The sequence below is a fragment of the Pseudoalteromonas sp. MTN2-4 genome, assembly GCF_042848605.1.
In the GTDB taxonomy this organism is placed as follows: domain Bacteria; phylum Pseudomonadota; class Gammaproteobacteria; order Enterobacterales; family Alteromonadaceae; genus Pseudoalteromonas.
This window is the reverse complement of sequence record NZ_BTGK01000001.1, coordinates 934,948-961,457: the sequence shown is the minus strand read 5'-3', so window position 1 is coordinate 961,457 and position 26,510 is coordinate 934,948. Positions and strand designations below refer to the sequence as shown.

The following is a 26,510-nucleotide window of genomic DNA, read 5'->3' as shown; positions in this document are numbered from 1 at the left end:
TCTCAAAATAATAACATTTAGAGTAGGCCTAACATGATCCGATTTGAGAATGTAAGTAAAACTTACCCAGGTGGCCATAGAGCATTAGAAAAAGTCAGCTTTGAGTTAGCTGATGGTGAGTTAGCGTTTTTAACTGGCCACAGTGGAGCTGGTAAAAGTACGTTGTTAAAGCTTATTAGCGTCATGGAAAGGCCGTCAGCAGGTCATGTATATATTAATGGCGTTGACTTAAATGTTGTGAAAAATCGGCAAATCCCTTACGTACGCCGTGATATTGGAATTATTTTCCAAAACCATCGACTGTTAGATAGGTATAACGTGTTTGATAATGTGGCGCTGCCATTAGTGATTGAGGGGATGCACCACAAAAATATCACCAAACGTGTTCATGCTGCGTTAGATAAAGTGGGACTTTTAAATAAAGTAAAATGTCAGCCCAGTACTTTATCTGGCGGTGAGCAACAACGTGTCGGGATTGCGCGTGCTATTGTAAATTCTCCACCTTTATTACTTGCAGATGAGCCAACGGGGAACTTAGACCCAGAGTTATCAATGGAGATTCTCAAGCTTTTCGAGGATTTCAATCGTCATGGCACCGCAGTGTTAATCGCCACCCATGACTTGGGGTTAATCGCTAGAATGAAGTATCGAAGCCTTACTTTGGATCATGGTCGCTTAATCACAGATCCATTAGCGCAGGAGGTGCTATGAGTTTACTTTTTAAAAGTCGTAACTCTCAAGGTGGCAGCAATAACCGTAATGGCATTAGCGCACTGTACTTTTCGCTACTGAACTTTATTCGCCAAGGCGTAAATAGTTTAGGTGAGATGTGGCGAACGCCAATCGCCTCTTTAATGACTATTTTGGTACTAGGGTTGAGCTTAACCTTACCAGCGACTTTATATGTGGTCGTGAAAAACGTACAACAAGTGAGCAGCGGGTTTAGTGATGCCGCTGAGATATCTTTATTTGTAAAAGAAGAGCTCAATGATGCGCAAACGCAAACATTGGTAAAACGCTTAGCACTCTACCCAGAGATCGAAAGCGTCAGCTATATTTCGAAGTCTCAAGCTCTAAAAGAATTTAAACAGGTTTCAGGCTTTGGACAGGCGCTAGACTACTTAGATGAAAACCCATTGCCGAATGTGGTGTTAGTGACGCCGACCGTGCGTTACAGAAAACCTCAAGCAGCCCAGCAACTCTTGACTAAACTTGAAGCTGAAAGAGAGGTCGAATTCGGTAAGTTAGATATTGGCTGGTTAGAACGTTTAAACGCACTTTTAAGCCTATTAAAAGAAAGTGTATTTACAGTAGGACTGTTATTACTCAGTGCAGTGATACTTATTATAGGTAATACCATTCGTTTATCTATTATGGACAAGAAAGAAGAGATCCAAGTTTTAAAGCTGGTTGGTGCAACAAATGCTTTTATTCATACGCCATTTATCTGGACTGGTATATGGTATGGCGTAATAGGTGGATTTGTCGCATTCATGAGTGTGATCATGATGCTATGGTGGCTAGAGTCAGCAGTGGTTATGGTTGCAGGTGTGTATCAAAGTAATTTTGTATTAACCGGCTTAAATGGCAACGAGTTGTTAACTTTACTCTCATTGGCAGTTGGTCTTGGTTTTAGTGGTTCTTATATTTCCGTTAGAAAATATATTAAAGACATAGAGCCAGACAAAGTTTAATTGAAGATAAATAGAGAGTGCTAAAATTGCACTCTCAGCAACTTTTACGAACTTAACTGTCATTTATCTGTCATATCATTTCGTTAAATTCACAACTTGAAACACTTTTAAATTAATTTCAATAATCACTTTCTCTATATTTATCATTGGTTTATTTTTTTAATTCCAAAATTGAATAAAACTTCTTGCAATTAAGAACAGAAAAGTATTATATAGGTGTTAGCACTCTTAAGGTGAGAGTGCTAAAATCAGCTAAAATGTTTATCACTGAGGTGAAAAATGAGTAACGATATTTACGCAATGGCCCTGACAACAGGACAACAAAGCGCAAGTTTAGATGGCTACTTACAAACCGTAGGCCAAATTCCTATGCTTGATGCTGAGCAAGAGAAAGCACTAGCGACTCGCTTACATCAAAATGGTGATTTAGAAGCCGCTAAGCAACTTATTGTTTCTCACCTTCGCTTTGTAGCGCACATCGCTAAAAGCTATGCGGGCTATGGTTTGCCGCAAGCAGATTTAATCCAAGAAGGAAACATTGGTTTAATGAAAGCGGTAAAACGCTTTAACCCTGAAGTGGGTGTTCGCCTAGTTTCATTTGCTGTTCACTGGATTAAGGCTGAGATCCATGAATATGTATTGAAAAACTGGCGCATCGTTAAAGTTGCGACGACTAAAGCACAACGTAAATTATTCTTCAATCTACGAAAGAATAAAAAGCGTCTAGGTTGGTTTAACCAAGATGAAGTGGCGACTGTTGCAAACGAGTTAGGTGTAAGTGAAAAAGAAGTACGTGAGATGGAATCTCGTATGAGTGGCCAAGACATGGGCTTCGACTTAACATCGGATGATAATGATGATGCACCAGCAAGCAGCTTCTCACCGGTACAATACTTAACCGATCAAAGTGGCGATTTAGCTGATGTTGTTGAAGAAGAGCAATGGCAAGAGCAATCTCAAAACCGCCTGTTTGAAGCATTAAAAACCTTAGATGAGCGCTCTCAAGATATTATTAGCTCACGTTGGTTAGCTGATGAAAAGGCTACCTTACAAGACTTAGCTGCTAAATATAAAGTTTCAGCTGAACGAGTCAGACAGCTTGAAAAGTCAGCTATGAAGAAGCTGCAATCAGCAATGCACTAAAATAGAATAGATTTCATAAAATGCCGCTATCTTTAGCGGCATTTTTTTATGCCTGAATACAGCACAGAGTTAGTCAGCGAACTTTGAAATGCGAGAAAAGTACATTTGAGCTTACAAGTGTTCGCTAATTGATTATAATGCGGTGCTGATTTAAATAGGAGTATGGGTTTTGTTAGCTGTTTTACGTGTAATAGCTATGGCGCTATTCATTGTGTTGAGTTGTATTTTTGGTTTATTGCTCTCAATCATTAGGCCGTTTCATAGAAATAATGTGCATATTATTGCTAGCTGGTTTGGCAAAATGTCCACAGTGGTAGGGGTTAAGTTGGAAATTAATGTCGATCCCAGTGCCCAAACAGTCGGCCCAGCCATTTATGTTGCAAACCACCAGAACAACTATGATCTATTTACTCTACCTGCGGCAGTTCCTGAAAATACAGTGAGTATGGGTAAACACAGTTTAAAGTGGATCCCATTCTTTGGTCAGCTTTATTGGCTATCGGGTAATATTTTAATTAATCGAGGTAACCGCTCTAAAGCAATGGGCACCTTGGGCAAGTCTGTAGCAAAGATAAAAGGTAATGGCTTATCTGTTTGGATGTTTCCAGAGGGCACCCGAAGCTATGGCCGAGGTTTATTACCGTTTAAAACTGGTGCATTTCATACAGCTATGAACGCTGATGTGCCTGTGGTACCGGTTTGTATGAACTCAACCCATGATTGTATTAAGCTAAATCGTTGGGACAATGGTACAATCTATATTGATGTATTGGCACCGATCACCCTTGATAAAGAAATCAGTGCCAGAGACCATGCTAGTGCAACACATACCCTGATGGCTGAACGTATTGCACAACTTGATGACAAGGTAAAAGAAGATAATGGAAAACTGGCGCGAAATTAGTGAAGACATCGTCGAATCTTTAATTGAAGACGGCTCTTCAACAGAAAAACTATACGAAGTTGAACATCACTTTGTAAGTGAAGATTTTAAGCAATTAGAAGAAGCGGCTTTAGCTGCATTTAAACTTGGCTATGACGTAGAAGACCCAGCAGAGCTAGAGCTTGAAGATGGCAGTAAGATCTGGGGCTTTGATGTTGTTGTTGAAGCTGAGCTAGACGTTGACGTTATTATGGAAGATGTTGATAAGTTAGCTGCGCTTGCTATTGAATGCAGAGTTGAATATGACGGTTGGGGCACTTACTTCCAAGAGTAGGTTGAACTTACCAGAAATTACGAAAAGGAGCGAAAGCTCCTTTTTTAATGCACTTTTTATAAGATTTTTCTAGGGCGAATGTATTAAATTTAGTTTAAAAGATAGACGGGTTACGTTGAAAAATGATACAAACCATTCTTGTATCTAATTTGTTAAATTTATGTGCTTATGCTGGTTTCTTTGCCAATCTCTGAATTACAACCTGGGATGTTTGTAGATAGTGTATGCAAACAGCGCAGCGATGCCAAAATAAAAATAAAGTCCCGTGGTATGGTGCGGGATCAGGCGATTATTGCCCAGTTACTTTCTAAAGGGGTAATGGAGCTAAAAATAGACTTTTCTCAAAGTGATATTGATGTTCCGGAAAAGTATCTTCCAGAAGCAAAAGAAGAAAGCAAAGCACCTGAAAAAGTCGTTAACTCTGCTATAAAAAAATCAGTAAAACCTGCGGTTGCTGAAAAGTCTTTAGAGCAGGAATTTGCTATGGCAATTCAACAATTTGATCAACATTCTCAGCAATTAAAAAGTTTATATAACGACCTAACCATAGGTGCAAAGCTTGATGTTTCTCTGCTTAATCAAGTTAGTAATGAAATAGTCGACTCAGTTTTACGTAACAGTAATGCTATGGCGATTTTGAGCCGTTTAAAAGACAAAGATGGCTACAACTGGCGTCACATGATCAACTGCACCATTTTAATGAGTGTGTTTGCTAAATACCTAGGCATTAAAAATGAGCAAATTCAGCAGTTAGCACTAGGTGCTATGTTACATGATGTAGGCCATACAAAATTACCCCAAGGGATCATTAATAAAACCGAAAACCTCAATGAGTTAGAATTTAAAGCACTGAAGAAACATGTAGTGCAATCATTGGGGCTGGTAAAAGGGGAGTCAGGGATCAGCCCGCTGGTGATGGATATGATTTTAAACCATCATGAAAGGGTGGATGGTTCAGGCTACCCAAGAGGCTTATCGGGCTCAAAAATCAGCAAACCAGCAAGGATGATGGCGATTGTCGATGTTTATGATGCAATGACGTCAGAGCGCCCTCATCAAAACGGTGAAGAGCCCATCCATGCATTACGTTATTTACTGGCAAATAAGCATCAGTTTGATGCACAGTTAGTGCAAAAGTTTATAAAGTGCTTAGGGGTTCACCCTGTCGGCACTATTGTGCGATTAACGAATGATAGGTTGGCACTTGTGCTTGAAGGGAACAAACAATCACCTATGAAACCTAAGGTGAAAGTATTCTATAACACTAAGCACAAGCATCACATCACAGGAAAAGATCTTGATTTACATGCAGTCGAAGATGAAATTAAAGTCGTTGCCAGTGTCAGACCTAGTGATTATGAGCTCAATTTATCCCGCCTGTTAAGGTCTCATCTTTTAGTTTAGGTGTTTCGGAGCGTGTTAGGGCTTGCCATTTTGCAGATAATACCGCGCCGAGTTGACAGCTTGTCATCATAATAAGCCATAGAATAGTGCCCTGTTCAGTGTGAAGTGCAAAACAGCTAGAGGCCAAAGAAACGAGCGCAGCTAAAATTGTGCCTAACCAGAAAAGGTTGATAGGATTATCACATTGTCCTGCTTTATTACAGGCGCAGTAATTGGCTTTACAAAAGCAATAAACACTTAATCCTGCAAACATCAAAGAGACTAGAATAAGCATGACGAACATGATGAAGGCTCCATTTTATGTTCCATTAAAAGATAAGGCTTAGTTTAAAAAGGAGCCGAAAGATTGTCAATCTAAATGAGAATTAATATTATTTGGTTCTAGAAACGGTAGCCAATATGAATGCCACCAATAGACTTCACCTTTTCAGTATCAGCTTGTTCGCAGAAAATAAAGCATTCACCATCTTCTTCTTTTACGCCAAAGCTCGCGCCCACATAGAAGCCTTCTTTATCTTGGTTACTGAAGTAATAATTTGCTTTTGCGACTAAAAAGCCGTCACTTGCATAGGCAGCTTGTTGCCCGAGGGTTAGTCCTAAATCAACATGATCATTTAAATGATACTCATAGCCCAATGCATAGCCAATAATGCCTATTGAAGCAAATGCGCTATGTTTTTCATTTATATCATATGTGTATTTTGCACCGAGAACACCACCATGTTCAAAGTGGCCAGCACCGAATGACCAAGATGAATTATCATTTGCATGACTCGAAAAGCTGGCGATAGACAATGTTGATGCGAGTAAAAGCTGTTTAAGCATGGTTAATCCGTTTGTTGTTTTTATTGTCGATGAGTGTATCAGTTTGTTGTTGTTTTTAGAAACAAAAACGCGAGCCGAGGCTCGCGTTTTCTATGGTGTTAGCAATGATTAAAAGTGATATTACAAACTTTCAATCTTCGCTTTTTGCTCAAGTAATTTCGCTTTAGCATCAGAGTATTCGGCTAGCTTATCTTTTTCTTTAGCAAGCACCGCTTCTGGCGCGTTGTTAACGAATTTCTCGTTAGCTAACTTGTTTTGAACCTGTGCTAAGCCTTTCTCTGCTTTCTCAAGCTGCTTCGCGATACGAGCTAATTCAGATTCAACATCGATTAGTCCAGCCATTGGGATCATGATCTCAAGGTTACCAACATATGATGTTGCACACGCAGGTGCTTCGTCTTTGTTATCAAGTAGCGTGAACGCTTCAAGTTTAGCAAGAGACGCTAAGAAAGCTTCATTTTCCGTTAAGCGGCGCTTGTCTACGTCAGAGGCATTAGCAAGTAATACCGATAATGGTTTGCTTGGGCTAATGTCCATTTCACCACGGATGTTACGAATAGCAAGAATGAATTGTTTAACCCATTCTAGGTCGTCCATTGCTTGGCTATCAACATTTGCTTCATTGTATACAGGGAAACCTTGAACCATGATGCTAGTGCCCGTAGTTTCGATACCTGCAAGCGGTGCAACACGTTGCCAAATCGTTTCTGTGATGTATGGCATTAACGGGTGCATTAAGCGAAGTAGGCTTTCTAATACCGTGATTAGGGTATGACGAGTACCACGTTGCTGTGCTTCGTTACCTTTAAACAATACTGGTTTAGTAAGTTCTAGGTACCAGTCACAGAATTGGTTCCAAGTGAACTCATAAATGGTATTTGCAGCTAGGTCAAAACGGTAGTTTTCTAAATGCTCAGTATAGGTTTTAACAGTTGCTTCAAATTGGCCTAAAATCCAACGATCAGCGAGTGAGTATTGTTTTTCAGCGTCTGTAGCGAAGCCACAGTCTTGATCTTCTGTATTCATTAATACGTAACGGCTTGCGTTCCATAGTTTGTTACAGAAGTTACGGTAACCTTCAAGGCGGTTCATATCCCAGTTGATATCACGTCCTGTTGAAGCCATTGCAGCAAGGGTGAAACGCAGTGCGTCTGTACCGTGTGCTTCAATACCATTTTCGAATGTTTTACGGGTGTTCTTCTCAATTTTCTTCGCTAGCTGTGGTTGCATCATGTTACCAGTGCGCTTTTCAACTAGGCTTTCAAGGTCGATACCGTCGATCATGTCGATAGGATCAAGTACGTTTCCTTTCGACTTAGACATCTTATCGCCATTTTCATCACGGATAAGACCAGTGACGTAAACGGTTTTAAATGGTACTTGCGGCTTGCCGTCTTCATCTTTGATGAAATGCATGGTCATCATGATCATACGGGCAACCCAGAAGAAGATGATGTCGAAACCTGTTACCAATACGTCAGACGGGTGGAAGGTTTTTAAATCGTCTGTGTTTGCCGGCCAGCCTTGCGTTGAGAAAGTCCAAAGTGCAGACGAGAACCAGGTATCTAACACGTCTTCGTCTTGCTTAAGTGCAACATCATCAGCAAGGTTGTTATCGCGGCGTACTTCAGCTTCGTCACGACCAACATATACGTTGCCTTCGTTGTCGTACCAAGCAGGGATGCGGTGACCCCACCAAAGCTGACGTGAAATACACCAGTCTTGTACGTCATTCATCCACGAGAAGTACATGTTCTCGTATTGTTGAGGTACGAACTTAATGTCGCCATTTTTAACTGCTTCTTTTGCAGGCTCTGCTAGAGGCGCTACGCGCACGTACCACTGATCAGTAAGAAGTGGCTCAATCACTACGCCTGAACGGTCACCGTAAGGTACAGTTAGGCTGTGATCTTCAATTTTTTCTAAAAGACCAAGTTCTTCGAACTCTGCAATAATCGCTTTACGTGCATCAAAGCGGTCAAGGCCATGAAGGCGTGCAGGAATTGGCGCATCTAATTCAAGCTCTTTACCGTCGAATGTATAGCTTTCGCCTTCGCTTAATACCGCAGCATCTTTATTGAAGATGTTGATCATTGGTAGTTGGTGACGTTTACCTACTTCGTTATCGTTAAAGTCGTGGGCAGGCGTGATTTTCACACAACCTGTTCCTTTTTCCATGTCTGCATGCTCATCGGCAACAATTGCAATACGACGGTTTACGATAGGCAGTAAAATTTCTTTACCGATTAAGTCTTGGTAGCGCTCATCATCTGGGTTTACTGCCACACCTGTATCACCTAGCATTGTTTCAGGACGTGTGGTCGCAACAATGATGTAGTCTTTACCGTCTTTGGTTTTTACGCCGTCAGCAAGTGGGTAACGTAGATTCCACATGTGACCTTGTTTGTCTTTGTTTTCAACTTCAAGATCAGAAATCGCAGTGTGTAGTTTAGGATCCCAGTTAACTAGGCGCTTACCACGGTAGATTAAGTCTTCTTTGTGAAGGCGTACGAATACCTCTTTAACCGCTTCAGAAAGGCCTTCGTCCATAGTGAAACGCTCACGGTCCCAATCTACAGAAGCGCCTAAACGACGTAATTGTTTAGTGATAGTGCCGCCAGAGTGGTTTTTCCACTCCCAAATTTTATCGATAAATGCATCGCGGCCTAGGTCGTGACGTGTTTTACCTTCTTCAGCAGCTAACTTACGCTCAACAAGCATTTGTGTTGCGATACCCGCATGGTCAGTACCTACTTGCCAAAGCGTGTTGTTACCTTGCATGCGCTTATAACGAGTCAGCGTGTCCATGATGGTGTCTTGGAAAGCGTGGCCCATATGTAGGCTACCTGTGACATTTGGTGGCGGGATCATAATTGAGTATGCTTCGCCTTTACCTGATGGTTTAAAGTAACCATTGTCTTCCCAGTCTTTATATAAAGACTGTTCTATATCTTGTGGATTATAGGTTTTATCCATTTCACAGAACCTTAATTAGTGCTTAATTTTCAATTTCTTGAGTTGAAATGTTGGCGCCAAGCTGACGTAAGTGCACAAAGCGCTGACGCGCGGCTTGCTTGGCGTTTTGCTCCGTCGGTACAAAATCATATACCTGACTGAAGCGTCTTATAAAGTCGGGTAGGGTGGTGGCTAAATTAATTAGCACATTGCGTCTACCAACGGGGGGTGTTTGGCCAATCTCGACAGGGGCACCGCCTTTGGGGCCTTCGCCTTGCAGGTTGTGGGGCACAAAACTATCGGGTTCGAAACACCATAATTGCTCATCAATTAGATGGGCGTCATCAATCGAATCGACGTAGATAAACACACGATGGCCAGCTCTAAACTGCTTAGCAGCAGCGCGAGCGGCAAGATCAAAATGAGCCGGGATAGATACTTCCGGCTCATTATTTTGTTTTAACACATAAAATCGTGCGTTGATGGTCATAAATTCGCTTCAAATTACATATTTTAACGGTTTTACAGGGTTAAAATAAGCGTTCAAAATAAACCCGCATTTTGACACAGAACGAACTGACCATCAATCACTCACAGCGGTTAATCTGCTTGGGTTTCAGTTGGTCCAACACGATTTAATAGGTATTGTGTCAACATAGGTACAGGTCGACCTGTCGCGCCTTTGTTTTTACCACTCTTCCAAGCTGTACCTGCGATGTCTAAGTGTGCCCAATTGTACTTTTTGGTGAACTTAGATAAGAAGCATGCTGCAGTGATAGTCCCTGCTGCACGACCACCAAGGTTTGTGAAGTCAGCGAATGGACTTTCAAGTTGCTCATGGTAGTCATCCCACAATGGTAGTTGCCATGCACGGTCACCACTTTGATCAGATGCTTTTAATAAGTCATGCGCAAGTGGGTTGTGATTTGACAGTAAACCCGTTGCGTGTGCACCCAGAGCTACAATACAGGCACCTGTCAGAGTTGCTACATCCACCACGATTTCAGGCTCGAAAGCTTCAACATAAGTCAGTGCGTCACACAATACTAGGCGACCTTCCGCATCAGTGTTTAATACTTCAACTGTTTGGCCTGACATCGTAGTGAGGATGTCGCCTGGGCGGTAGGCGTTTGAGCTTGGCATGTTTTCACAGCCTGCTAGTACACCAATAACATTAATCGGCAACTGAAGCTCTGCAACTGTGCGCATTAAACCTAGCACGCCTGCGGCGCCACCCATGTCGTATTTCATTTCATCCATAGCTTCGCCAGGTTTGATTGAAATACCACCTGAATCGAACGTCAGACCTTTACCGACAAAGACAACCGGTGCTTGCTCTTCCGGCGCACCATTGTAGTGAATTACTGACATGACTGATTCGTTATCACTGCCGCGACCAACTGCTAGGTATGAGTGCATACCTAATTCTTCCATTTCTTTTTCACCGACTAGATTTACAGAAATGTTGTCAAAAGATTCTAATTCTTGAGCTTGCTCACCTAAGTAACGAGGGTTACAGATGTTTGGTGGCATATTGGCTACGTCTTTACACAGTTTTGCACCTGCAGCAACGGCAAGGCCATGCTCAATGGCGTTTTCGCCAATGGTTAACTCGCGACGCGTTGGTACGTTGAATACGATTTTACGAAGCGGGCGACGTGGATCTGTTTTTTTGCTTTTTAACTGATTAAATGTATACAAGCAGTCTTGTGTTGTTTCTACTGCTTGACGAACTTTCCAGTAAGTATCACGGCCTTTAACATGTTGCTCAGTTAAGAAACACACTGCTTCCATTGAGCCTGTTTCATTTAATGTGTTGATAGTTTTTGAGATGATTTGTTTATATTGTTTGTCATCTAATTCACGTTCTTTACCGCAACCAACAAGTAGTACGCGCTCGCTTAAGATATTTGGAACGTGATGAAGTAGTAATACTTGACCAGGCTTACCTTCTAAATCACCACGACGTAGTAAATTTGAAATGTAACCTTCACTGATCTTATCCAGCTGTTCACCGATTGGAGATAAACGACGCGGCTCATATACGCCAACTACAATACAGGCACTGCGTTGTTTTTCGGGACTACCACTTTTTACGCTGAATTCCATTGTGACTCCTGAGTCTAAATTATGTCTTTTTGAACTTTATCTGTCTTCGCTTATCCATATCATAAATGCATGATTATCTAATATGCTTAGTATGATATTTGGTTTTGATGACATATAATAAACTGACTAAAATAATCAGTTTACTCAATTTTTCCTACTATTCCAGTGAAACACGATGTTTTATAGGGGCATATTTTGCTAATTTTTCGCTACCTAACAGCTGAAGTCTTGAAGTCGCAAATTGCTGTCTTTCTCACTTTAATGACTATTTTTGTCTCACAAAAGTTTGTCAGAATACTAAGTGATGCAAGTGATGGTGGCACACCAAGCAATTTAATTCTTTCTTATTTGGCGCTTAAACTCCCGCAATTGGCGGTTTATATACTCCCTTTAAGTCTGTTTTTAGGGATTATATTGGCCTACAGCCGTATTTATGCCGACAGCGAGATGACTGTGCTTAAAGCGTGCGGTGTGAGTGAATGGTATGTGGTGCGTGTAACGCTGGTATCAAGTGTGGTTTTTGCTTTATTAGCGGGGGCGTTAAGTATGTATGTGGCACCTTGGGCTAATGAAAAAGAATACCAGCTAAAAGAACAAGCTGAAGCAGATGCGGGTTTGTCGAGTTTAAGGGCCGGGCGCTTTCAACAAACTGGCAACGAAAAAGCCGTGGTATTTATCCATGATATCAACCAACAAGGTAGAGAATTAAACAAAGTATTTGTTGCTCAGCTACCTGATAAAGAATCTTCACAAGCCGCACGCTTGGTATATGCACAAACAGGGCGTGTTATTGAACAAGAAACTGGCGAGCAGCAATTACAACTTGATAATGGCTTTCGTTTTGAAACCGACGGTCAAAGCCAAGCGTTAAGTAAAACTGAGTTTGGCACTTATCAAGTACAGATCCAAGAGCAAGAAATTGAACATCAACGTCGCAAGCTAGAAGCAATCCCGTCAATGCAGTTGCTTGAACTGGGCACACCTGAAGCCATTGCACAATTTCAGCTCCGCCTTTCGACACCGATTTCGATTATGTTACTCACGCTTATGGCTGTTCCTTTGAGTGTGGTAAACCCAAGGCAAGGTAAGTTTGCCAAGTTGGTACCTGCGATTGGTTTATATCTAGGTTATTTTATTCTTCTCAATGCGGGTAAGTTTCTAGTTGCAGAAGGAAAAGTACCTACTGCGGTAGGGCTTTGGTGGATACATGTTAGCGCACTGTTTATCGGTGCTTATTTAATAGCGAAAGGTCGTCCATTTGGCGTCTGGTTACGTTCATTATTTGCTAAGCGAGCACAAACAGCATGATGAAAACGTTAGATTGGTATTTAGGCCGTAGTATCTTACAAACAACCAGTTTTGCATTGCTGGTCTTTGTTGGTATTAATACGCTGATTAAGTTTATAGAGCAATTAAAGTCTGTAGGCCGAGGCACCTATGATATAGCTGCTGCTTTACTTTACACCTTATATAGCATGCCTTCAGATATTGTTGTGTTTTTCCCTATGGCCGCGCTAATAGGTGGTTTGATGGGGTTAGGTGCGCTGGCATCGAGCAGTGAGTTGGTTGTTATGCAAGCTGCAGGCTGGTCAAGGCTACAAATTATTGGTTCGGTCATGAAAACGGCGATCATTCTGGCGCTCTGTATGATGGCATTAGGTGAATGGGGGGTGCCACAGTCAGAAAAAATGGCAAAGCAAATTCGAAATCATGCCATATACGGTGGAGAAGTCTTTAATGCGCAACAGGGTGTATGGGCTAAAGATGGTAATAACTTTATAAATATCGGAAATGTTGAGCAAACGGGTGATCTGAAAGACGTCAGTATTTATCATTTTGATGACTCATTGGCATTAACAAAAGTCACGCGTGTGGAGGCCGCAAAAAGTGTTCCTCAAGGGTGGCAGTTTCAAGGTGTGGAAGAAATGATGGTAACGGATGAGCAAATTACTACTCAATATAGTGAATCAATGCTCTATGCGTCTCAGCTCACAGCCGAGAAGCTAGACGTCGTTTCTGTAGACCCAGAATCATTGTCTTTTAAAGGCTTGATGTCGTACTTATCGTATTTAGCTCAGAATGATCAAGATACCAGTACCTATGATTTGGCGCTTTGGCGAAAAGTGATGCAACCTCTAACAATCGCAGTGATGTTGCTAGTTGCACTGTCATTTATTTTTGGCCCTCTGCGTTCTGTTAGTATGGGCGCGCGTATTATTATGGGGGTAATAACAGGCTTAGCATTCCATTTAAGCAATGAGATTTTTGGCCCCATTGTTATGGTTTATAACGTCCCAGCATTTATCGGCGCAGCGATGCCAGCCGTACTGTTTGTATTAGTGGCAACTGTTTTGTTGAAGCGCCAGCAGTAGAGCGCTGAATTTACATTAAAAAAGCCAGCATTTGCTGGCTTTTTTAATGTAAAAACTTTTGGTTAGTGGTCTCTAGAAACAGATAAGTTAGCTAGAGCTATGAGGGCTTGTTTATAATCAGACTCGGGTAAAATACTTAAATAGCCGATCGCCTTTTGTGCTTCACCACGTGCTTTATCCATTGCAAAATCAAGCGCTTTAGTATCAGATAAGGTTACTAAAATGTCATTTAAAAACTGCATGCCATTACCTGTTTCAATGGCTTCTCTAATTTGTGCCACCTGTTGCTCAGAGCCTTTTTGCATTGCATAAATAAGTGGTAATGTAGGTTTGCCTTCGGCTAAGTCGTCACCTAAATTTTTACCCATCTGCTCAGCGTTCGCGCTGTAATCTAAAACATCATCGACAAGTTGGAAGGCTGTGCCTAAGTGCATACCATACAACTTTAAGGCGTCTTGTACTTCAATACTTTGTTCAAGTACAACGGCAGGTAGCTGTGTGGCTGCTTCAAACAGTTTTGCAGTCTTACTGTAGATAACCTGCATATAACTCTGCTCAGTGGTATCCGGATCATTACAGTTCATTAACTGAAGTACTTCACCTTCTGCGATGACATTGGTTGCATCAGCTAGAATTTGCATTATTTGCATGTTCTGTAAGCCGACCATAAGCTGGAACGAACGCGTGTAAATAAAGTCTCCGACCAAAACACTTGCCGCATTTCCAAACTCTGCATTTGCTGTTGGTTCGCCCCTTCTAAGTGCTGATTCATCTACTACATCATCATGAAGTAGGGTCGCAGTGTGAATAAATTCGATGATTGTTGCGAGGGTTATATGCTTGTTGTCATTACAACCGAGCGCACGGGCTGCAAGTAGGGTAAGCATTGGTCTAATGCGCTTTCCGCCACTATTCACAATGTATAAGCCTAGCTGATTTACTAGTGCCACATCAGATTGCATTTGTGCATGAATAAGTTGATTGACGTCTTGCATGTCATCTGCAATTAACGTCTGGATAGCTTTGATATCCATCTTGCTCCGAGCCAAGTTTGGTAATGATAAAACGCGCGAATTGTACTACAAAAATTACGTAAGCTCGATAATTAGTCGTGAATTGAGACCAAAAAAACTATTAACTTAGTGGTTTGTCTGTTTATTGAACTACCATAAAAGCGCTTTGTCGTCGTTTTAGGGAGCCAGATTTGTGTTACCCAAAAGCTGATAAATCGGCGAAAAATAACTTTGGTTTATAGGGATTTTTCGATAAACTGTCACGAAATAGTAATTCGCCCTCGTCGTAGCTAATTTTTATGCAAAATCTACAAAATAGGGTTGCGTGAAGTTTCACATTAGCGTAAACTTCGCGCCCTATTGAAGAATATTAAGTTGCGTCGATTTGAGGGCGCACAACGGAGTTAAATATGTACGCGGTTTTCCAAAGTGGTGGTAAACAGCACCGTGTGACTGAAGGTCAAACAATTCGTCTAGAAAAATTAGACGTTGAGACTGGTGCAGCAGTTGAGTTCGATTCAGTACTTCTAGTTGCTGATGGTGAGAAAATCGAGATCGGTGCACCGTTCGTAAACGGTGGTAAAGTGACAGCTGAAGTTGTTTCACACGGTCGCGGTGAGAAAGTTAAGATTGTTAAATTTAGACGTCGCAAGCATTCTCGTAAGCAGATGGGCCACCGTCAGTGGTTCACTGAAGTTAAAATCACTGGCATTAGCGCTTAATTTTTAGAGGTACAGAAAGATGGCACATAAGAAGGCAGCTGGTAGTACTCGTAACGGTCGCGATTCAGAAAGTAAACGCCTAGGTGTTAAACGTTTCGGTGGCGAATCAGTTTTAGCGGGTAGCATCATTGTTCGTCAACGTGGTACTAAGTTCCACGCTGGTTCTAACGCAGGTATCGGTAAAGACCACACTATCTTTGCAAAAGCAGATGGTAAAGTAGTTTTCGAAACTAAAGGCCCTTTAAACCGTAAATACGTTAGCATCGTTGCTGAGTAATCGGTAAAGATTTAGAAAAACCCCGCTACGGCGGGGTTTTTTTTTGTATGTAAATTATTTTAGGTCTTTATCTAGCAACACAACTCTAGTAAGCAGGAAGCAATAGCTTGAGTTATAATTTGCTATCAGACCTCCCAAAACAGAGAGAAACCATGAAGTTTGTCGATGAAGTTGTAATTAGAGCTGAAGCTGGCGACGGCGGCAGTGGCATAGTGTCATTTCGCCGTGAAAAATATGTTCCTGATGGTGGCCCTGATGGCGGTGATGGTGGTGATGGCGGTAGTGTTTATCTCGTTGCTGATGAAAACTGGAATACATTAATTGACTATCAGTTTGAGCGATTCCATCGTGCAGAGAGAGGCACAAATGGCCAATCGCGAAACTGTACAGGTAAAAAAGGTGCCGACCTGTTCCTAAAAGTGCCTGTTGGTACACGTGTCACTGACGAAGACACTGAAGAGTGCTTAGGTGATTTAACGCAGCATGGTCAAAAGCTGCTTGTTGCTAAAGGTGGCTTTCATGGTTTAGGCAATACGCGTTTTAAATCGAGTGTAAACCGAGCGCCGAGACAAAAAACGTTGGGTACGCCAGGTGAAGTTCGTAACCTTAAGTTAGAGCTCATGTTACTTGCTGACGTTGGATTGCTAGGTTTACCAAATGCAGGTAAATCGACATTTATCCGAAGTGTTTCAGCAGCTAAACCCAAAGTGGCTGATTACCCGTTTACAACTCTAGTACCAAATCTTGGTGTCGTTCGCCCAGAAGCGAGTAAATCATTTGTGATTGCGGATATCCCCGGTCTGATTGAGGGCGCTTCAGATGGTGCAGGGCTTGGTATTCGTTTCTTAAAGCACCTAGAGCGTTGTCGTGTGCTGCTGCATATTGTTGATGTGATGCCAATTGATGGTACAGACCCGGTGGATAACGCCTTCTCGATCATTAACGAACTACATCAGTACAGTCCTAAATTGGCTGATAAGCCTCGTTGGTTAGTACTTAATAAGATTGACCTACTTCCAGAAGACGAAGTAGAAGAAACTTGTGAGCGTATCGCTGAAGATCTTGGTGCCGAGGTTGTATATCGTATCTCTGCTGCAAACAAAAAGAATACTCAACCCTTGTGCTATGACATTATGGCGTTACTTGAGAGTATGCCTAAAGATAAGTTTGAAGAAGAGCAAGTGGAAGAAGAAGTTGAGTTCAAGTGGGATACTTATCATCGTGAAGCGAAGAAAAATGCGCAGGACGATGACTGGGATGACGACTGGGATGAAGATGATTATGATGTGGAAGTTATCTACGAGAGATAACTTTTAATAAAAGGGCTTTTAAAGCCCTTTTTTAATACTAAATACCTAGGGAGTAACAATGATTATTTCTATGATTGCAGCAATGGCGAATGATCGTATTATAGGCGATGATAATCAGATGCCATGGCACCTACCTGCTGATCTGCAACACTTTAAGCGTGTTACCATGGCTAAACCAGTGGTCATGGGGCGTAAAACATTTGAATCAATAGGTCGCCCATTACCAGGGCGCCGCAATATTGTGATAACCAGAAATGCAACTTATAAAGCAGAAGGAATAGAGGTTGTTTCGAGCCCAGAGGAAGCTTTGACTTTGTTAGAGGGCACTGAAGAGGTGATGATTATAGGTGGTGGTAATATCTATAGTCAATTCTTACCATTAGCAGAACGCTTATATTTGACCTTTATTGATCTAACAGTTGCTGGCGATACGCAATTTCCTGATTATGAAAAAGACTATCAGTGGACAGAAGTAGAGTCTGAGACTCACAAGCCAGATGAAAGAAATAAGTATGGCTATACCTTTGTAACTTTACATAAAAAGTTATGAGTTTGTTGCGGTAGATTATATTGATTGCTACAATTATATACGTATTCTGTTACGAACAAAGTATTAAAGGGTCGACGAAATGAAATTATCTACCGCACTTGTATCAGCTTCGCTGGTTGTTGCGTCTTTTTCTTTTAGCTTTTCAGCACAAGCCAATGATCAATTAGCTGCATCATTGTGTGAATATGTTGCTGCAGACGATAAAGGTGGTTTGCGTAAAAAGCTTAAGAGCTCTCGTCTAAAAATAAGGAACATTTTCGATGGTGTGTTATGTAATGGTAATAATCTGTTACGTCATGCGATTGCTAGTAATGCGGTAGGTGCCGGCGAGTATATTGTAAAGAACTTACCAAAAAGTAAATTAGCCGATGGTGCTGATATTGCTTGGGCAGAAGGCAACGGCCATGGTGGTTCGGCTTTAATAGGTACAATTAAAGCGCGTGCTGGTTTATAAACATAGTCTGTTCTTATAGTTCTAAAAGCCAGAAGGTATTTCTTCTGGCTTTTTTGTTTTTACAAAAATTTAAACACATTAAACTATTATTTCAGTGTGCTTTTCAATCAGTTAGTTTAAAAGATAAACATAAGTTAGATGTATTGAGCTAAGCTGCATATTCTATGAGCATTTGACAATAATTTACTATAAAAGTGTTTGACTTATTTTCGTAAGCCTTTATTATACGCATCCACAAGACGGAGAGGTGGCCGAGTGGCTGAAGGCGCTCCCCTGCTAAGGGAGTATAGGGTTTGTAGCCCTATCGAGGGTTCGAATCCCTCCTTCTCCGCCATTATTTTAATGGTTGTCTTATAAGACGGACGCGTAGCTCAGCTGGATAGTTTATTTAGCAATGATGGCTACGAACAGTGTTCGCATCGTAGATGTTAAGATGTAAAACAAACTCAAATACGGACGCGTAGCTCAGCTGGATAGAGTACCTGGCTACGAACCAGGCGGTCGGAGGTTCGAATCCTCCCGCGTCCGCCACTTTCTCAAAGTGGTTAAATATATGGGTATCTCAAGTTAGATATAAAATAACTTGTTCCGGACGCGTAGCTCAGCTGGATAGAGTACCTGGCTACGAACCAGGCGGTCGGAGGTTCGAATCCTCCCGCGTCCGCCACTTTCTTAAAGTGGTTAAATATGTGAGTATCTAAAGTAAGATATAAAATAACTTGTTCCGAACGCGTAGCTCAGCTTAATAGATTATTTAGCAACGATGGCTACGAACAACGTTCGCATCTTAGATGTTAAGATGTAAAAAACTAGAATACGGACGCGTAGCTCAGCTGGATAGAGTACCTGGCTACGAACCAGGCGGTCGGAGGTTCGAATCCTCCCGCGTCCGCCATCTTTCTAAGATGGTAAAAATAGAGAATTTGATATACGGACGCGTAGCTCAGCTGGATAGAGTACCTGGCTACGAACCAGGCGGTCGGAGGTTCGAATCCTCCCGCGTCCGCCACATCAAACCAATTGATGTGAGAAATAACCGACGAAAGTCGGTTTTTTTATGCCTGCAACTTATATATCTACTGTGCTTATAAACTAGACGGTCTGAGGTTCACTCCTCATAAAGTAAGTCCCGCGTCCGCCACATCAAACTTTTGAGGTGAGAAATAACCATTGAGCGTCGGTTTTTTATGCCTGCAATATATATATCTACTGTGCTTATAAACCAGACGGTCTGAGGTTTACTCTTAATCAAGTATTCCCACCTCTGCAGTAGCCAATTTGCTTTTCGTCGGAAAGCTTACAGCTCTTTAGAGTAAAGTACAGCGTTATGCTGACCTTGCTCATCTTGATGAATGAAATGCTTTATATAGTGCATACCAAGTTTCTTCATAATATTGATGGAGTCTAAGTTGCCTTCAAGGGCCTCGGCTGAAAAAGCGGCGTATGCTTTGTCAGTAGCGAGTGTATTAGCTATATGTTGTGCAGCTTCAGTCGCATAACCCTTGCCCCAACTCATTTGCTTAAAGCGCCAGCCCAGCTCTAAATTACAGTCGTTACGCTGACCTGTAAAAAAGCCCATCGGACGAACTAATATCCAACCAATGAACAGATCCTCTTCTAAGGTATTTACTTGCCATAAGCCCCAACCTTTTTCTAAATTTGTGAACTGATCTAAGCGAGGAATGAAAACCTCTCTAATCGTCTGCATCGAATTAGGCTTACCATGCGTTAAATATTTCATGACTGCAGGATCTTGGTCCAATTCGAATAGCAAATCGGCATCATTTTTATCCATGAGTCGATAACGTAATCTTTGCGAGTTTTGTATCTTCATTTGAGTTCCCTACTGCTTTTATTAATTTAGTTGATTACAATATGAGGCTTGTAATCTAAGGGGCATTAGTGAAAAATTCAGTATTAATTCTACGTCAAAAGCAAATTGCTGCGGCCAAGCGAGAGTTTAAAGCGCGCGGTTCGAAACTATCCCGCTGTGAAGCTTGTTTGCTTTCTGAACATTTGTGTATCTGTGACAAGCTTCAAGTTGCCGAAGAATGTCAAAGTGCAGTGTGCCTATTAATGTATCACAATGAAAGTTTTAAGCCCTCAAATACGGGTCGTTTAATCGCAGATGTGGTGCCTGATAATTACGCTTTCCGTTGGGATAGGACTGAGCCAGATGAGGCATTGCTATCGCTTCTAAAAGATCCAAGCTATCAGCCAATTGTCGTTTTCCCCGCTGATAGCACAGAGCCTGAACGCGTTATTACTAAAATTGAACGTGTTGAGTCTAAAAAGCCATTGTTTATTTTTTTAGATGGAACATGGCGTGAAGCGAAGAAAATGTTTAGAAAGAGTGAGTATTTAGATACTTTCCCGGTTCTTTCTGTGTCACCTGATTCTCTATCAGATTATAAACTTAGAGTTGCTCCGCATGCTCATCAGCTAGGTACTGCAGAGGTCGCGTGTGTCATATTAGCTGAAGCAGGAGAAAGCTCTGCTGCAGAGAAGTTAACAGCTCACTTTATTGATTTTAGAGATGCTTACTTAAAAGGAAAAAGAAGTTTAAGTTAAACTCATAGCCGCTAAACGAAGAAACGCGGCTCTATGAGCCGCGTTGACGGAATCTTCTAAGCGTCCTGCTTGTGTTTTGAGCTGATCAACTCCATACAATCAATGTCCTTTCACTCGCATTTTTATAGTTAAGCAAGTACTACTTCCTGTAGTGTCCTTCATTGGCTTCATGCCAAACATCCATATGCCCTTATCCGAGCTTCCTGCCGTTATCCATAACAAATTAGGCCATCATGGCTCCATTAAATCCTATATACATCCAGTATGGCTCACCTTGAGCGCCCATCCTGTTGTTCCATAAGTTAATTAAACCGTATTTGGCAATAATTAACTATTACAGTCCATTACACATCATGTGATTTACTGCCATCACTGGCTTCCTGAAAATATGATAAAAGTTTAATGGAATAGCGAAGTTAAAAAAGATTAAAAATTTAATTATTTCGAGAGCTGAATTGGTAGTAAGTTTTCAAGTTTATGATAAATAATGATTAATTTTATTGTTGTTGTTTTGTTGAGCTAGGTTTTACTTCAAAGCGACAGTTAAAGTAAGAGATCTCTTACATATTAAGCTGCTAATTAGACCTGAATAGAAAAACAAGTTACAGTTTTTAATCAGTAAAAGGGTGTACTTTGAAACTAGAATAGTTAAAATTAGTTGATAATAATTATTGTTTGGCTTTGGAGGCCTTATGAAAAAAGCATTGGCTATTCTACTCTCAACTGTCACGTGTTTGCCTGCTATGGCAGCCGAAGAAATCAACATTTATTCTTTCCGTCAGCCTTTTCTAATTCAACCTATTCTTGATGATTTTACTAAGCAAACTGGTATTAAAACGAATGTGGTCTTTGCAAAAAAAGGTCTAATTGAAAGAGTTAAGCGTGAAGGTAAGCATAGCCGTGCTGATGTTGTTTTAACATCTAACTTCAGTGCTTTAATGCAGTTAGAGTCGATGGATCTAACGCAGCCGATTAAGAGCGACGCCGTAACCAAAAATATTCCTGCAAGCTTTCGTGATCCAGAAGGCCAGTGGGTTGCACTGACCAAGCGTGTTCGTAACGTATATTCGTCAAAAGAGCGCTTAGGAAAATTAGATGCGTTAACTTATGAAGAATTGGCTGATGTAAAGTATAAAGGCAAAATTTGTACTCGCTCTGGTAAGCACCCTTATAATTTAGGGCTAGTTGCATCTATGGTCGCGCATCATGGTGAAGCCGAGACTAAATCATGGCTTGAAGGGGTTAAAGCAAATTTAGCAAGAAAACCACAAGGTAATGACAGAGCGCAAGTTAAAGCAGTGAAAGAGGGCTTATGTGATCTTGCATTAGGTAATAGCTATTACTTTGGCAAGATGCTGCAAGATGAAAAGCAAAAGCCATGGGCTGATTCTGTTTATATCAACTTCCCGAACCAAACAAATCGAGGCGCTCACTTAAATGTTTCGGGTGTTGTCCTAACTAAATATTCGAAAAATAAAGAAAACGCCTTGAAACTTATTGAGTTTATGACGGACAATAAGGCGCAAAATATGTATGCGTCAATGAATATGGAATATCCAGTTAAACCAGGTGTGGCGCTTTCTGAACTTGTGGCATCTTGGGGTGAGTTTAAGGAAGACAACTTACCATTGTCAGAAATTAGTAAATACCGTCCTTTAGCGCTTAAGCTAATCGATGAGGTAAAATTTGATCTTTAATGCAATCATTATTTTCTCTGTCTAAATGGCAGGTTTTTGCTTGGCTGATAGGCGCTTGCTTATCAGCACCACTGGCATTTTTAATCTTCGAGTCGCTGCAAGGCGACTCTGATGTTTTTACCCACCTGTGGGATACCGTGCTTTGGGATTATATTTATAACACCCTAGTACTCATTGCCGGCGTGCTCCTCTTAAGTTGCTTAATTGCATTACCGCTCGGCTGGCTTACTGCTTATTGTCAATTTCCCGGGAAAAAATACTTCGAATGGGCGCTGATGCTACCTTTAGCAATGCCAACCTATATTATTGCCTATGTCTATACCGATTTATTTGATTACGCAGGGCCTGTACAAATTGCCTTAAGAGACTGGTTTGGATGGCAATCGCCGGATGACTATTGGTTCTTTGATATTCGCACATTAGGCGGGGCAATCGTGATGATTGCATTGGTTTTATATCCTTACCTCTACCTTATTTTTAAAACTGCTTTGCGTGAGCAGTCATTCAAGTTATTGCAAGCTAGCCAACTAATGGGTATGAGCCCACTACAAAGCTTCTTCAAGGTGAGTTTACCTCTTGCAAGAGGCGCGATTGTCGCAGCGCTTGCTTTGATCAGTATGGAAACCATGGCAGACTTTGCTACAGTGCATTATTTTGCTGTCAGCACACTTACAACGGCCGTGTATGATACTTGGCTCGGCTATTACTCGTTGACTGCGGCTGCGAAAATTTCTGGGATCATGTTGTTGTTCTTATTTGTGGCCATCACACTAGAAAAAATAAGCCGTAAAAATACCACAGTGCATGAAAGACAAAGTGCCGTAAACGACACGCATTTATATATGCTTTCAGGCAAGTATGCTTGGCTTGCCAGTATCTATTGTATTGTGGTGTTGTTTTTTGCTTTTGCCTTACCGGTTGGTGTACTCGTCAGTTATTCAATAGATTATTTCGATCAAGCATGGAACGCTGAGTTTTTCTTATATGCTTTGCAGAGCTTAAAGATTTCTTTATGGGTAAGCGTTATCGCAATCGCTTTAAGTATTATCGTATTGTTTTATCAGCGCATTGGTGAACAAAAGTCTAAGGCCTTGCCAGGGCGTGTATCAAGCACAGGCTATGCATTACCTGGAACAGTATTAGCGATTGCGGTTTTACTGCCGCTTACTTTGCTTGATACTAAGTTAAATGAGTGGTTAGAAGGCACTGCATTTGAGCCTGGTCTGCTTTTTAGCGGTACTATTTTTGCCATGGTATTTGCTTATGTGGTGCGTTTTTATGCCATTGCTCAAGGCGCAGTTGAAGCTAGCTATGTACGAATTAGTCCGTCGCTTGATATGGCAAGCCAAAGTATGGGTAAGAATTTTGCGCAAATGCTAAGTAGTGTGCATATCCCACTTTTACGCGGGGGCATTTTAACTGCTGTGTTATTGGTATTTATCGAATGTATGAAAGAGCTTCCTGCTGCCTTACTACTTCGTCCTTTCAATTTTGAAACCTTGGCAACCCATGTATTTCAATATGTGAGTGACGAACAGTTAGAGCTTGCGTCCATTTCTGCATTATTTATTGTTCTTGTTGGCTTAGTGCCTTTGTATTTTGTTAATCGCTCAATGGAGCAGCATAATTCATGAGTAGTTTGTCTCTAAAAAACTTAAGCTATCAATACGACGGCCAAAAAGTGATTGAAAATTTAGATTTAGAAGTCGCCGAAAATGAAATTGTTTGCTTATTGGGAGCCAGTGGATGCGGCAAAACCACCACTTTAAAAGCCGTGGCAGGTTTATTAATCCCTCAGCAAGGTCAAATTGTTATTCATGGTAAAACCATGAGTGACAACACGGAGTTTATAGCGCCACAGCATCGTAATATTGGCATGATGTTTCAGGATTATGCGTTATTTCCTCACTTAACGGTTGCTCAAAATATCGCGTTTGGCCTAAACAAGTTTAATAAGGCTGACAAACAAGTACGCGTAAATGAAATGCTGGAGCTTGTGCACTTATCTGAATTTGCACAACGTTATCCTCATGAACTTTCAGGTGGTCAGCAACAACGTGTCGCCATTGCAAGAGCGCTTGCTTATAAACCCAACTTGTTACTGCTTGACGAGCCTTTTTCGAATATTGATGCGCAAGTGCGCTTCCAACTTATCAATGACATTCGACAGATCATAAAAGATCAAAAGGTCTCAGCTATCTTTGTGAGTCATTCAAAAGAAGAGGCCTTTGCTTTTGCAGATAAACTGGCTGTAATGCATAAAGGTAAAATAGCCCAATTAGGCGATGCTAAAACATTGTTTGAGCAGCCAGCTTGTAAAGAAGTGGCAGAATTCTTGGGGCAGGGCATTTATATTCCAGCGCAGGCTGAAGATAAATGCGAGTTCACCACTGCATTTGGCAAACTTACTTCGACCAAAGTGTGTGGGAATGCGCAAGGCTCTGGACAAATTTATATTCGACCAGCTCATATACAGCTAGAAAATGGCGAGACAAATGACGTCGAAATTCTGCAATCGCGCTTTATAGGGACTGAGTTTATTTATCAAATAAAAGTGGCAGAGCAAGTTATCGAAGTGCCAGTCGAAAGTGAACATGCCCTGAATATTAATGAGCCTGTGACTTTTAAAATAAAGCCACATGCGGTAAATTTCTTTTCATAGTCATTACTTATTATAACTTGGGGTGCCATGGCTCAGCCGCAGTCAGGAGTGTGTGCAGAGGCAAATCTGCATGGACTACATTTGTTTTTTAATGTACTGGATGGTCAAGATGAAGCCGTTAGAGCAGCATTAGGGCAATGTGAACGCTTACAGTCAGAGTTGAGCGACCGTTTCTCTGAGTCTATGGTATCTAGCTTTGTGGCCATTGGGGCACAATACTGGCCGCATATATATCCTGAATGTATTCCTAAAGAGTTAAAAAGCTTTCCGCATATTCGCTCTCACGAGCACCTAATGCACACTCAACCATTTGATTTGTTGTATGTGATCCGATCTGACAGAGAAGATGTGAATCATCTATTTGCTCAAAGTGTCAGGCATATGTTGGCAGGCAAAGTAGAATTGGTTGCACATATCCGCACTTTTCGTTTTTTAGATGGCAGAGACTTTAACGGCTTTATTTATGGCGCTAATACGCCTCATGGACGTTTTAAGCGTCAAGTGGCTTTAGTTCATGATCCTGAAAGCTTTGAAGACCAAGGTAGCTACATTCATGTGCAGCGAGTGAAGTTTGATCTAAACCGTTGGCAACAACTAAGTCTGAATGACCAAGAAGCTATTATGGGGCGCTCTCGTTTAGAAAATAAAAAGCTAGAGGTTCCTTTGTCTAATAATCACGCAGCTCTATCTGAGCTTAACAATGCAGACAACTTACCACTGTTGCTTGAGCAAAGTATGCCGTTCGGAGATGTGTTTGAGCAAGGCTCTTTATGGGTGAGTTGTGCCGCAAAGGGCAGTGCTTTTGAGAAGTTGTTAGCGACACGAGTAGGAAATGAACAACACTACGATGCGTGGCTAGATTATTGTCAGGCCGATATGGGGGCTGCGTTTTTTGCGCCATCTGTGCAGTTTCTGCAAAATATGGCGCAATTAGGTGAAAGTTAAACGTTGTCGAACAAGGTTTTTACTTTCTCAAGTGTTACATCTATCTCAGAGATTTTAGCTGGTGCAATAAAAATAGTATCGTCACCGGCAATGGTACCTAATACGCCATCAGCAGTACCTAGAGAGTCTAGTAAGCGAGCAATCAGTTGAGCTGCACCTGGGCTGGTACGGATGATGATCATCATTTCATTGTGCATGATATCAATCACTAATTGTCTTAATGGGCTTTTTGCCGTTGGTACGCCCATTTCTGCCGGTAAGCAGTAAACCATTTCTTGTTTTGCGTTACGAGTTCTTACCGCACCAAACTTACTTAGCATACGTGACACTTTACTTTGACTTACATTATCAAAGCCTTGATCTTTCAGGGCATCGACAATTTCACCCTGCGAGCCAAAGTTTTCTTCTTTTAATAGTGCTTTGAATGCCTTTATCAGCGCTTCTTGCTTCTCGTTTGCTTGCATAATTGAACTCGTTTATTAAATATTACTTAGATTTTACACAATTCTGAATCCAGACCCAACTTTGCAATTAAAAAACAAAGTGAATTGATTGCAAGATTTGCTTAAGTGGTAAGGCATTTTTAGAAA

The 26,510-nt window shown here is 41.3% G+C and carries 26 protein-coding genes and 5 tRNA genes; 23 read left to right on the top strand and 8 right to left on the bottom strand.

Translation table 11 applies throughout. The features are described 5' to 3' along the window. Positions 1-33: 33 nt before the first annotated feature. The 6 genes from ftsE (at position 34) to ACGHEH_RS04555 (ending at position 5,458) form a co-directional block, all read left to right on the top strand. A complete protein-coding gene (ftsE, locus tag ACGHEH_RS04580) occupies positions 34-711 on the top strand; it encodes a cell division ATP-binding protein FtsE (protein ID WP_390442158.1) in 678 nt (225 codons plus the stop codon). Then, positions 708-1,694, top strand: a complete 987-nt coding sequence (gene ftsX, locus ACGHEH_RS04575; protein WP_390442155.1) for a permease-like cell division protein FtsX — start codon at positions 708-710, stop codon at positions 1,692-1,694. Before ftsE ends, ftsX begins: the two co-directional genes overlap by 4 nt. Before the next feature lie 279 nt (positions 1,695-1,973). Then, positions 1,974-2,837, top strand: coding sequence for an RNA polymerase sigma factor RpoH (gene rpoH, locus ACGHEH_RS04570; RefSeq protein WP_390442152.1), 864 nt, complete (start codon positions 1,974-1,976; stop codon positions 2,835-2,837). Positions 2,838-3,006: 169 nt separating this feature from the next. Next, positions 3,007-3,741 (top strand): 1-acylglycerol-3-phosphate O-acyltransferase, encoded by a 735-nt coding sequence (locus ACGHEH_RS04565; protein WP_390442148.1) that lies wholly within the window; start codon positions 3,007-3,009, stop codon positions 3,739-3,741. After that, positions 3,719-4,054: a ribonuclease E inhibitor RraB gene (gene rraB / locus ACGHEH_RS04560; protein WP_130254004.1), complete on the top strand. Its 336-nt coding sequence runs from the start codon at positions 3,719-3,721 to the stop codon at positions 4,052-4,054. Before ACGHEH_RS04565 ends, rraB begins: the two co-directional genes overlap by 23 nt. Before the next feature lie 168 nt (positions 4,055-4,222). Next, entirely contained in the window at positions 4,223-5,458 is a 1,236-nt protein-coding gene (locus ACGHEH_RS04555) for an HD-GYP domain-containing protein (RefSeq protein ID WP_390442145.1), read from the top strand. Here the strand turns inward: ACGHEH_RS04555 and ACGHEH_RS04550 are convergent. The 5 genes from ACGHEH_RS04550 to pepA form a co-directional block, all read right to left on the bottom strand. Next, the gene (locus ACGHEH_RS04550; RefSeq protein ID WP_390442143.1) at positions 5,418-5,741 is read right to left on the bottom strand and encodes a hypothetical protein; all 324 of its coding nucleotides are present in this window, start codon (positions 5,739-5,741) and stop codon (positions 5,418-5,420) included. The two genes, ACGHEH_RS04555 and ACGHEH_RS04550, sit on opposite strands and share 41 nt — an antisense overlap. Positions 5,742-5,839: 98 nt before the next feature. Then, positions 5,840-6,283 carry a hypothetical protein gene (locus tag ACGHEH_RS04545; RefSeq protein ID WP_390442141.1) on the bottom strand — a complete coding sequence of 148 codons (444 nt, stop codon included), beginning with the start codon at positions 6,281-6,283 and terminating at the stop codon, positions 5,840-5,842. A 120-nt stretch (positions 6,284-6,403) separates the two neighbouring features. Continuing rightward, positions 6,404-9,259: a valine--tRNA ligase gene (locus ACGHEH_RS04540; RefSeq protein WP_390442139.1), complete on the bottom strand. Its 2,856-nt coding sequence runs from the start codon at positions 9,257-9,259 to the stop codon at positions 6,404-6,406. Positions 9,260-9,281: 22 nt separating this feature from the next. After that, complete coding sequence (locus ACGHEH_RS04535; protein WP_130257318.1) at positions 9,282-9,728, bottom strand: DNA polymerase III subunit chi; 447 nt, start codon at positions 9,726-9,728, stop codon at positions 9,282-9,284. Positions 9,729-9,838: 110 nt separating this feature from the next. Continuing rightward, positions 9,839-11,347 carry a leucyl aminopeptidase gene (pepA, locus tag ACGHEH_RS04530; protein WP_390442136.1) on the bottom strand — a complete coding sequence of 503 codons (1,509 nt, stop codon included), beginning with the start codon at positions 11,345-11,347 and terminating at the stop codon, positions 9,839-9,841. Between the two features lie 195 nt (positions 11,348-11,542). Between pepA and lptF the strand changes: the two genes are divergently transcribed. Both lptF and lptG read left to right on the top strand, forming a co-directional pair. Then, entirely contained in the window at positions 11,543-12,655 is a 1,113-nt protein-coding gene (gene lptF, locus ACGHEH_RS04525) for an LPS export ABC transporter permease LptF (RefSeq protein ID WP_390442134.1), read from the top strand. Further along, on the top strand, positions 12,652-13,719 hold the full coding sequence (lptG, locus tag ACGHEH_RS04520) for an LPS export ABC transporter permease LptG (protein WP_390442131.1): 1,068 nt from the start codon (positions 12,652-12,654) through the stop codon (positions 13,717-13,719). The genes lptF and lptG overlap by 4 nt, the downstream gene beginning before the upstream one ends. Before the next feature lie 62 nt (positions 13,720-13,781). Here the strand turns inward: lptG and ispB are convergent, their stop codons facing one another. Further along, entirely contained in the window at positions 13,782-14,753 is a 972-nt protein-coding gene (gene ispB / locus ACGHEH_RS04515) for an octaprenyl diphosphate synthase (protein WP_390442128.1), read from the bottom strand. A 389-nt stretch (positions 14,754-15,142) separates the two neighbouring features. Here ispB and rplU point away from each other — a divergent pair, with 389 nt between their 5' ends. The 10 genes from rplU (at position 15,143) to ACGHEH_RS04465 (ending at position 19,054) form a co-directional block, all read left to right on the top strand. After that, a complete protein-coding gene (gene rplU, locus ACGHEH_RS04510; RefSeq protein ID WP_058030935.1) occupies positions 15,143-15,454 on the top strand; it encodes a 50S ribosomal protein L21 in 312 nt (103 codons plus the stop codon). A 19-nt stretch (positions 15,455-15,473) separates the two neighbouring features. Next, positions 15,474-15,731, top strand: a complete 258-nt coding sequence (gene rpmA / locus ACGHEH_RS04505; protein ID WP_058030934.1) for a 50S ribosomal protein L27 — start codon at positions 15,474-15,476, stop codon at positions 15,729-15,731. Positions 15,732-15,883: 152 nt separating this feature from the next. Further along, the gene (gene cgtA, locus ACGHEH_RS04500; protein WP_390442124.1) at positions 15,884-17,041 is read left to right on the top strand and encodes an Obg family GTPase CgtA; all 1,158 of its coding nucleotides are present in this window, start codon (positions 15,884-15,886) and stop codon (positions 17,039-17,041) included. A gap of 58 nt (positions 17,042-17,099) precedes the next feature. After that, positions 17,100-17,591, top strand: a complete 492-nt coding sequence (gene folA, locus ACGHEH_RS04495) for a type 3 dihydrofolate reductase (RefSeq protein ID WP_390442121.1) — start codon at positions 17,100-17,102, stop codon at positions 17,589-17,591. Positions 17,592-17,670: 79 nt separating this feature from the next. Further along, positions 17,671-18,045, top strand: a complete 375-nt coding sequence (locus ACGHEH_RS04490; protein WP_390442119.1) for a DUF3718 domain-containing protein — start codon at positions 17,671-17,673, stop codon at positions 18,043-18,045. A gap of 241 nt (positions 18,046-18,286) precedes the next feature. Beyond that, positions 18,287-18,379, top strand: a tRNA-Ser gene (locus tag ACGHEH_RS04485). A gap of 120 nt (positions 18,380-18,499) precedes the next feature. Beyond that, positions 18,500-18,576 (top strand) — tRNA-Arg (locus ACGHEH_RS04480). A 59-nt stretch (positions 18,577-18,635) separates the two neighbouring features. Next, positions 18,636-18,712, top strand: a tRNA-Arg gene (locus ACGHEH_RS04475). Between the two features lie 151 nt (positions 18,713-18,863). Then, positions 18,864-18,940: transfer RNA gene (locus tag ACGHEH_RS04470), tRNA-Arg, on the top strand. A gap of 37 nt (positions 18,941-18,977) precedes the next feature. Continuing rightward, positions 18,978-19,054 (top strand) — tRNA-Arg (locus ACGHEH_RS04465). A 288-nt stretch (positions 19,055-19,342) separates the two neighbouring features. Here ACGHEH_RS04465 and ACGHEH_RS04460 read toward each other — a convergent pair. Then, positions 19,343-19,879 (bottom strand): GNAT family N-acetyltransferase, encoded by a 537-nt coding sequence (locus ACGHEH_RS04460; RefSeq protein WP_390442117.1) that lies wholly within the window; start codon positions 19,877-19,879, stop codon positions 19,343-19,345. A gap of 68 nt (positions 19,880-19,947) precedes the next feature. Here ACGHEH_RS04460 and ACGHEH_RS04455 point away from each other — a divergent pair, with 68 nt between their 5' ends. The 5 genes from ACGHEH_RS04455 to ACGHEH_RS04435 all read left to right on the top strand — a co-directional run bounded on the left by ACGHEH_RS04455 (position 19,948) and on the right by ACGHEH_RS04435 (position 25,920). Beyond that, positions 19,948-20,616, top strand: coding sequence for a tRNA-uridine aminocarboxypropyltransferase (locus ACGHEH_RS04455; RefSeq protein ID WP_390442114.1), 669 nt, complete (start codon positions 19,948-19,950; stop codon positions 20,614-20,616). Positions 20,617-21,308: 692 nt separating this feature from the next. Next, positions 21,309-22,313 (top strand): Fe(3+) ABC transporter substrate-binding protein, encoded by a 1,005-nt coding sequence (locus ACGHEH_RS04450; RefSeq protein ID WP_138480136.1) that lies wholly within the window; start codon positions 21,309-21,311, stop codon positions 22,311-22,313. Continuing rightward, positions 22,313-23,947 carry an ABC transporter permease gene (locus tag ACGHEH_RS04445; RefSeq protein ID WP_390442110.1) on the top strand — a complete coding sequence of 545 codons (1,635 nt, stop codon included), beginning with the start codon at positions 22,313-22,315 and terminating at the stop codon, positions 23,945-23,947. The genes ACGHEH_RS04450 and ACGHEH_RS04445 overlap by 1 nt, the downstream gene beginning before the upstream one ends. Continuing rightward, positions 23,944-24,975, top strand: coding sequence for an ABC transporter ATP-binding protein (locus tag ACGHEH_RS04440; protein WP_390442107.1), 1,032 nt, complete (start codon positions 23,944-23,946; stop codon positions 24,973-24,975). Before ACGHEH_RS04445 ends, ACGHEH_RS04440 begins: the two co-directional genes overlap by 4 nt. 27 nt (positions 24,976-25,002) lie before the next feature. Next, the gene (locus ACGHEH_RS04435) at positions 25,003-25,920 is read left to right on the top strand and encodes a Dyp-type peroxidase (protein ID WP_390442104.1); all 918 of its coding nucleotides are present in this window, start codon (positions 25,003-25,005) and stop codon (positions 25,918-25,920) included. On the opposite strand, the gene argR is transcribed toward ACGHEH_RS04435, so the two are convergent. Continuing rightward, on the bottom strand, positions 25,917-26,384 hold the full coding sequence (argR, locus tag ACGHEH_RS04430; protein ID WP_058030925.1) for a transcriptional regulator ArgR: 468 nt from the start codon (positions 26,382-26,384) through the stop codon (positions 25,917-25,919). The genes ACGHEH_RS04435 and argR overlap by 4 nt on opposite strands. Positions 26,385-26,510 lie beyond the last annotated feature (126 nt).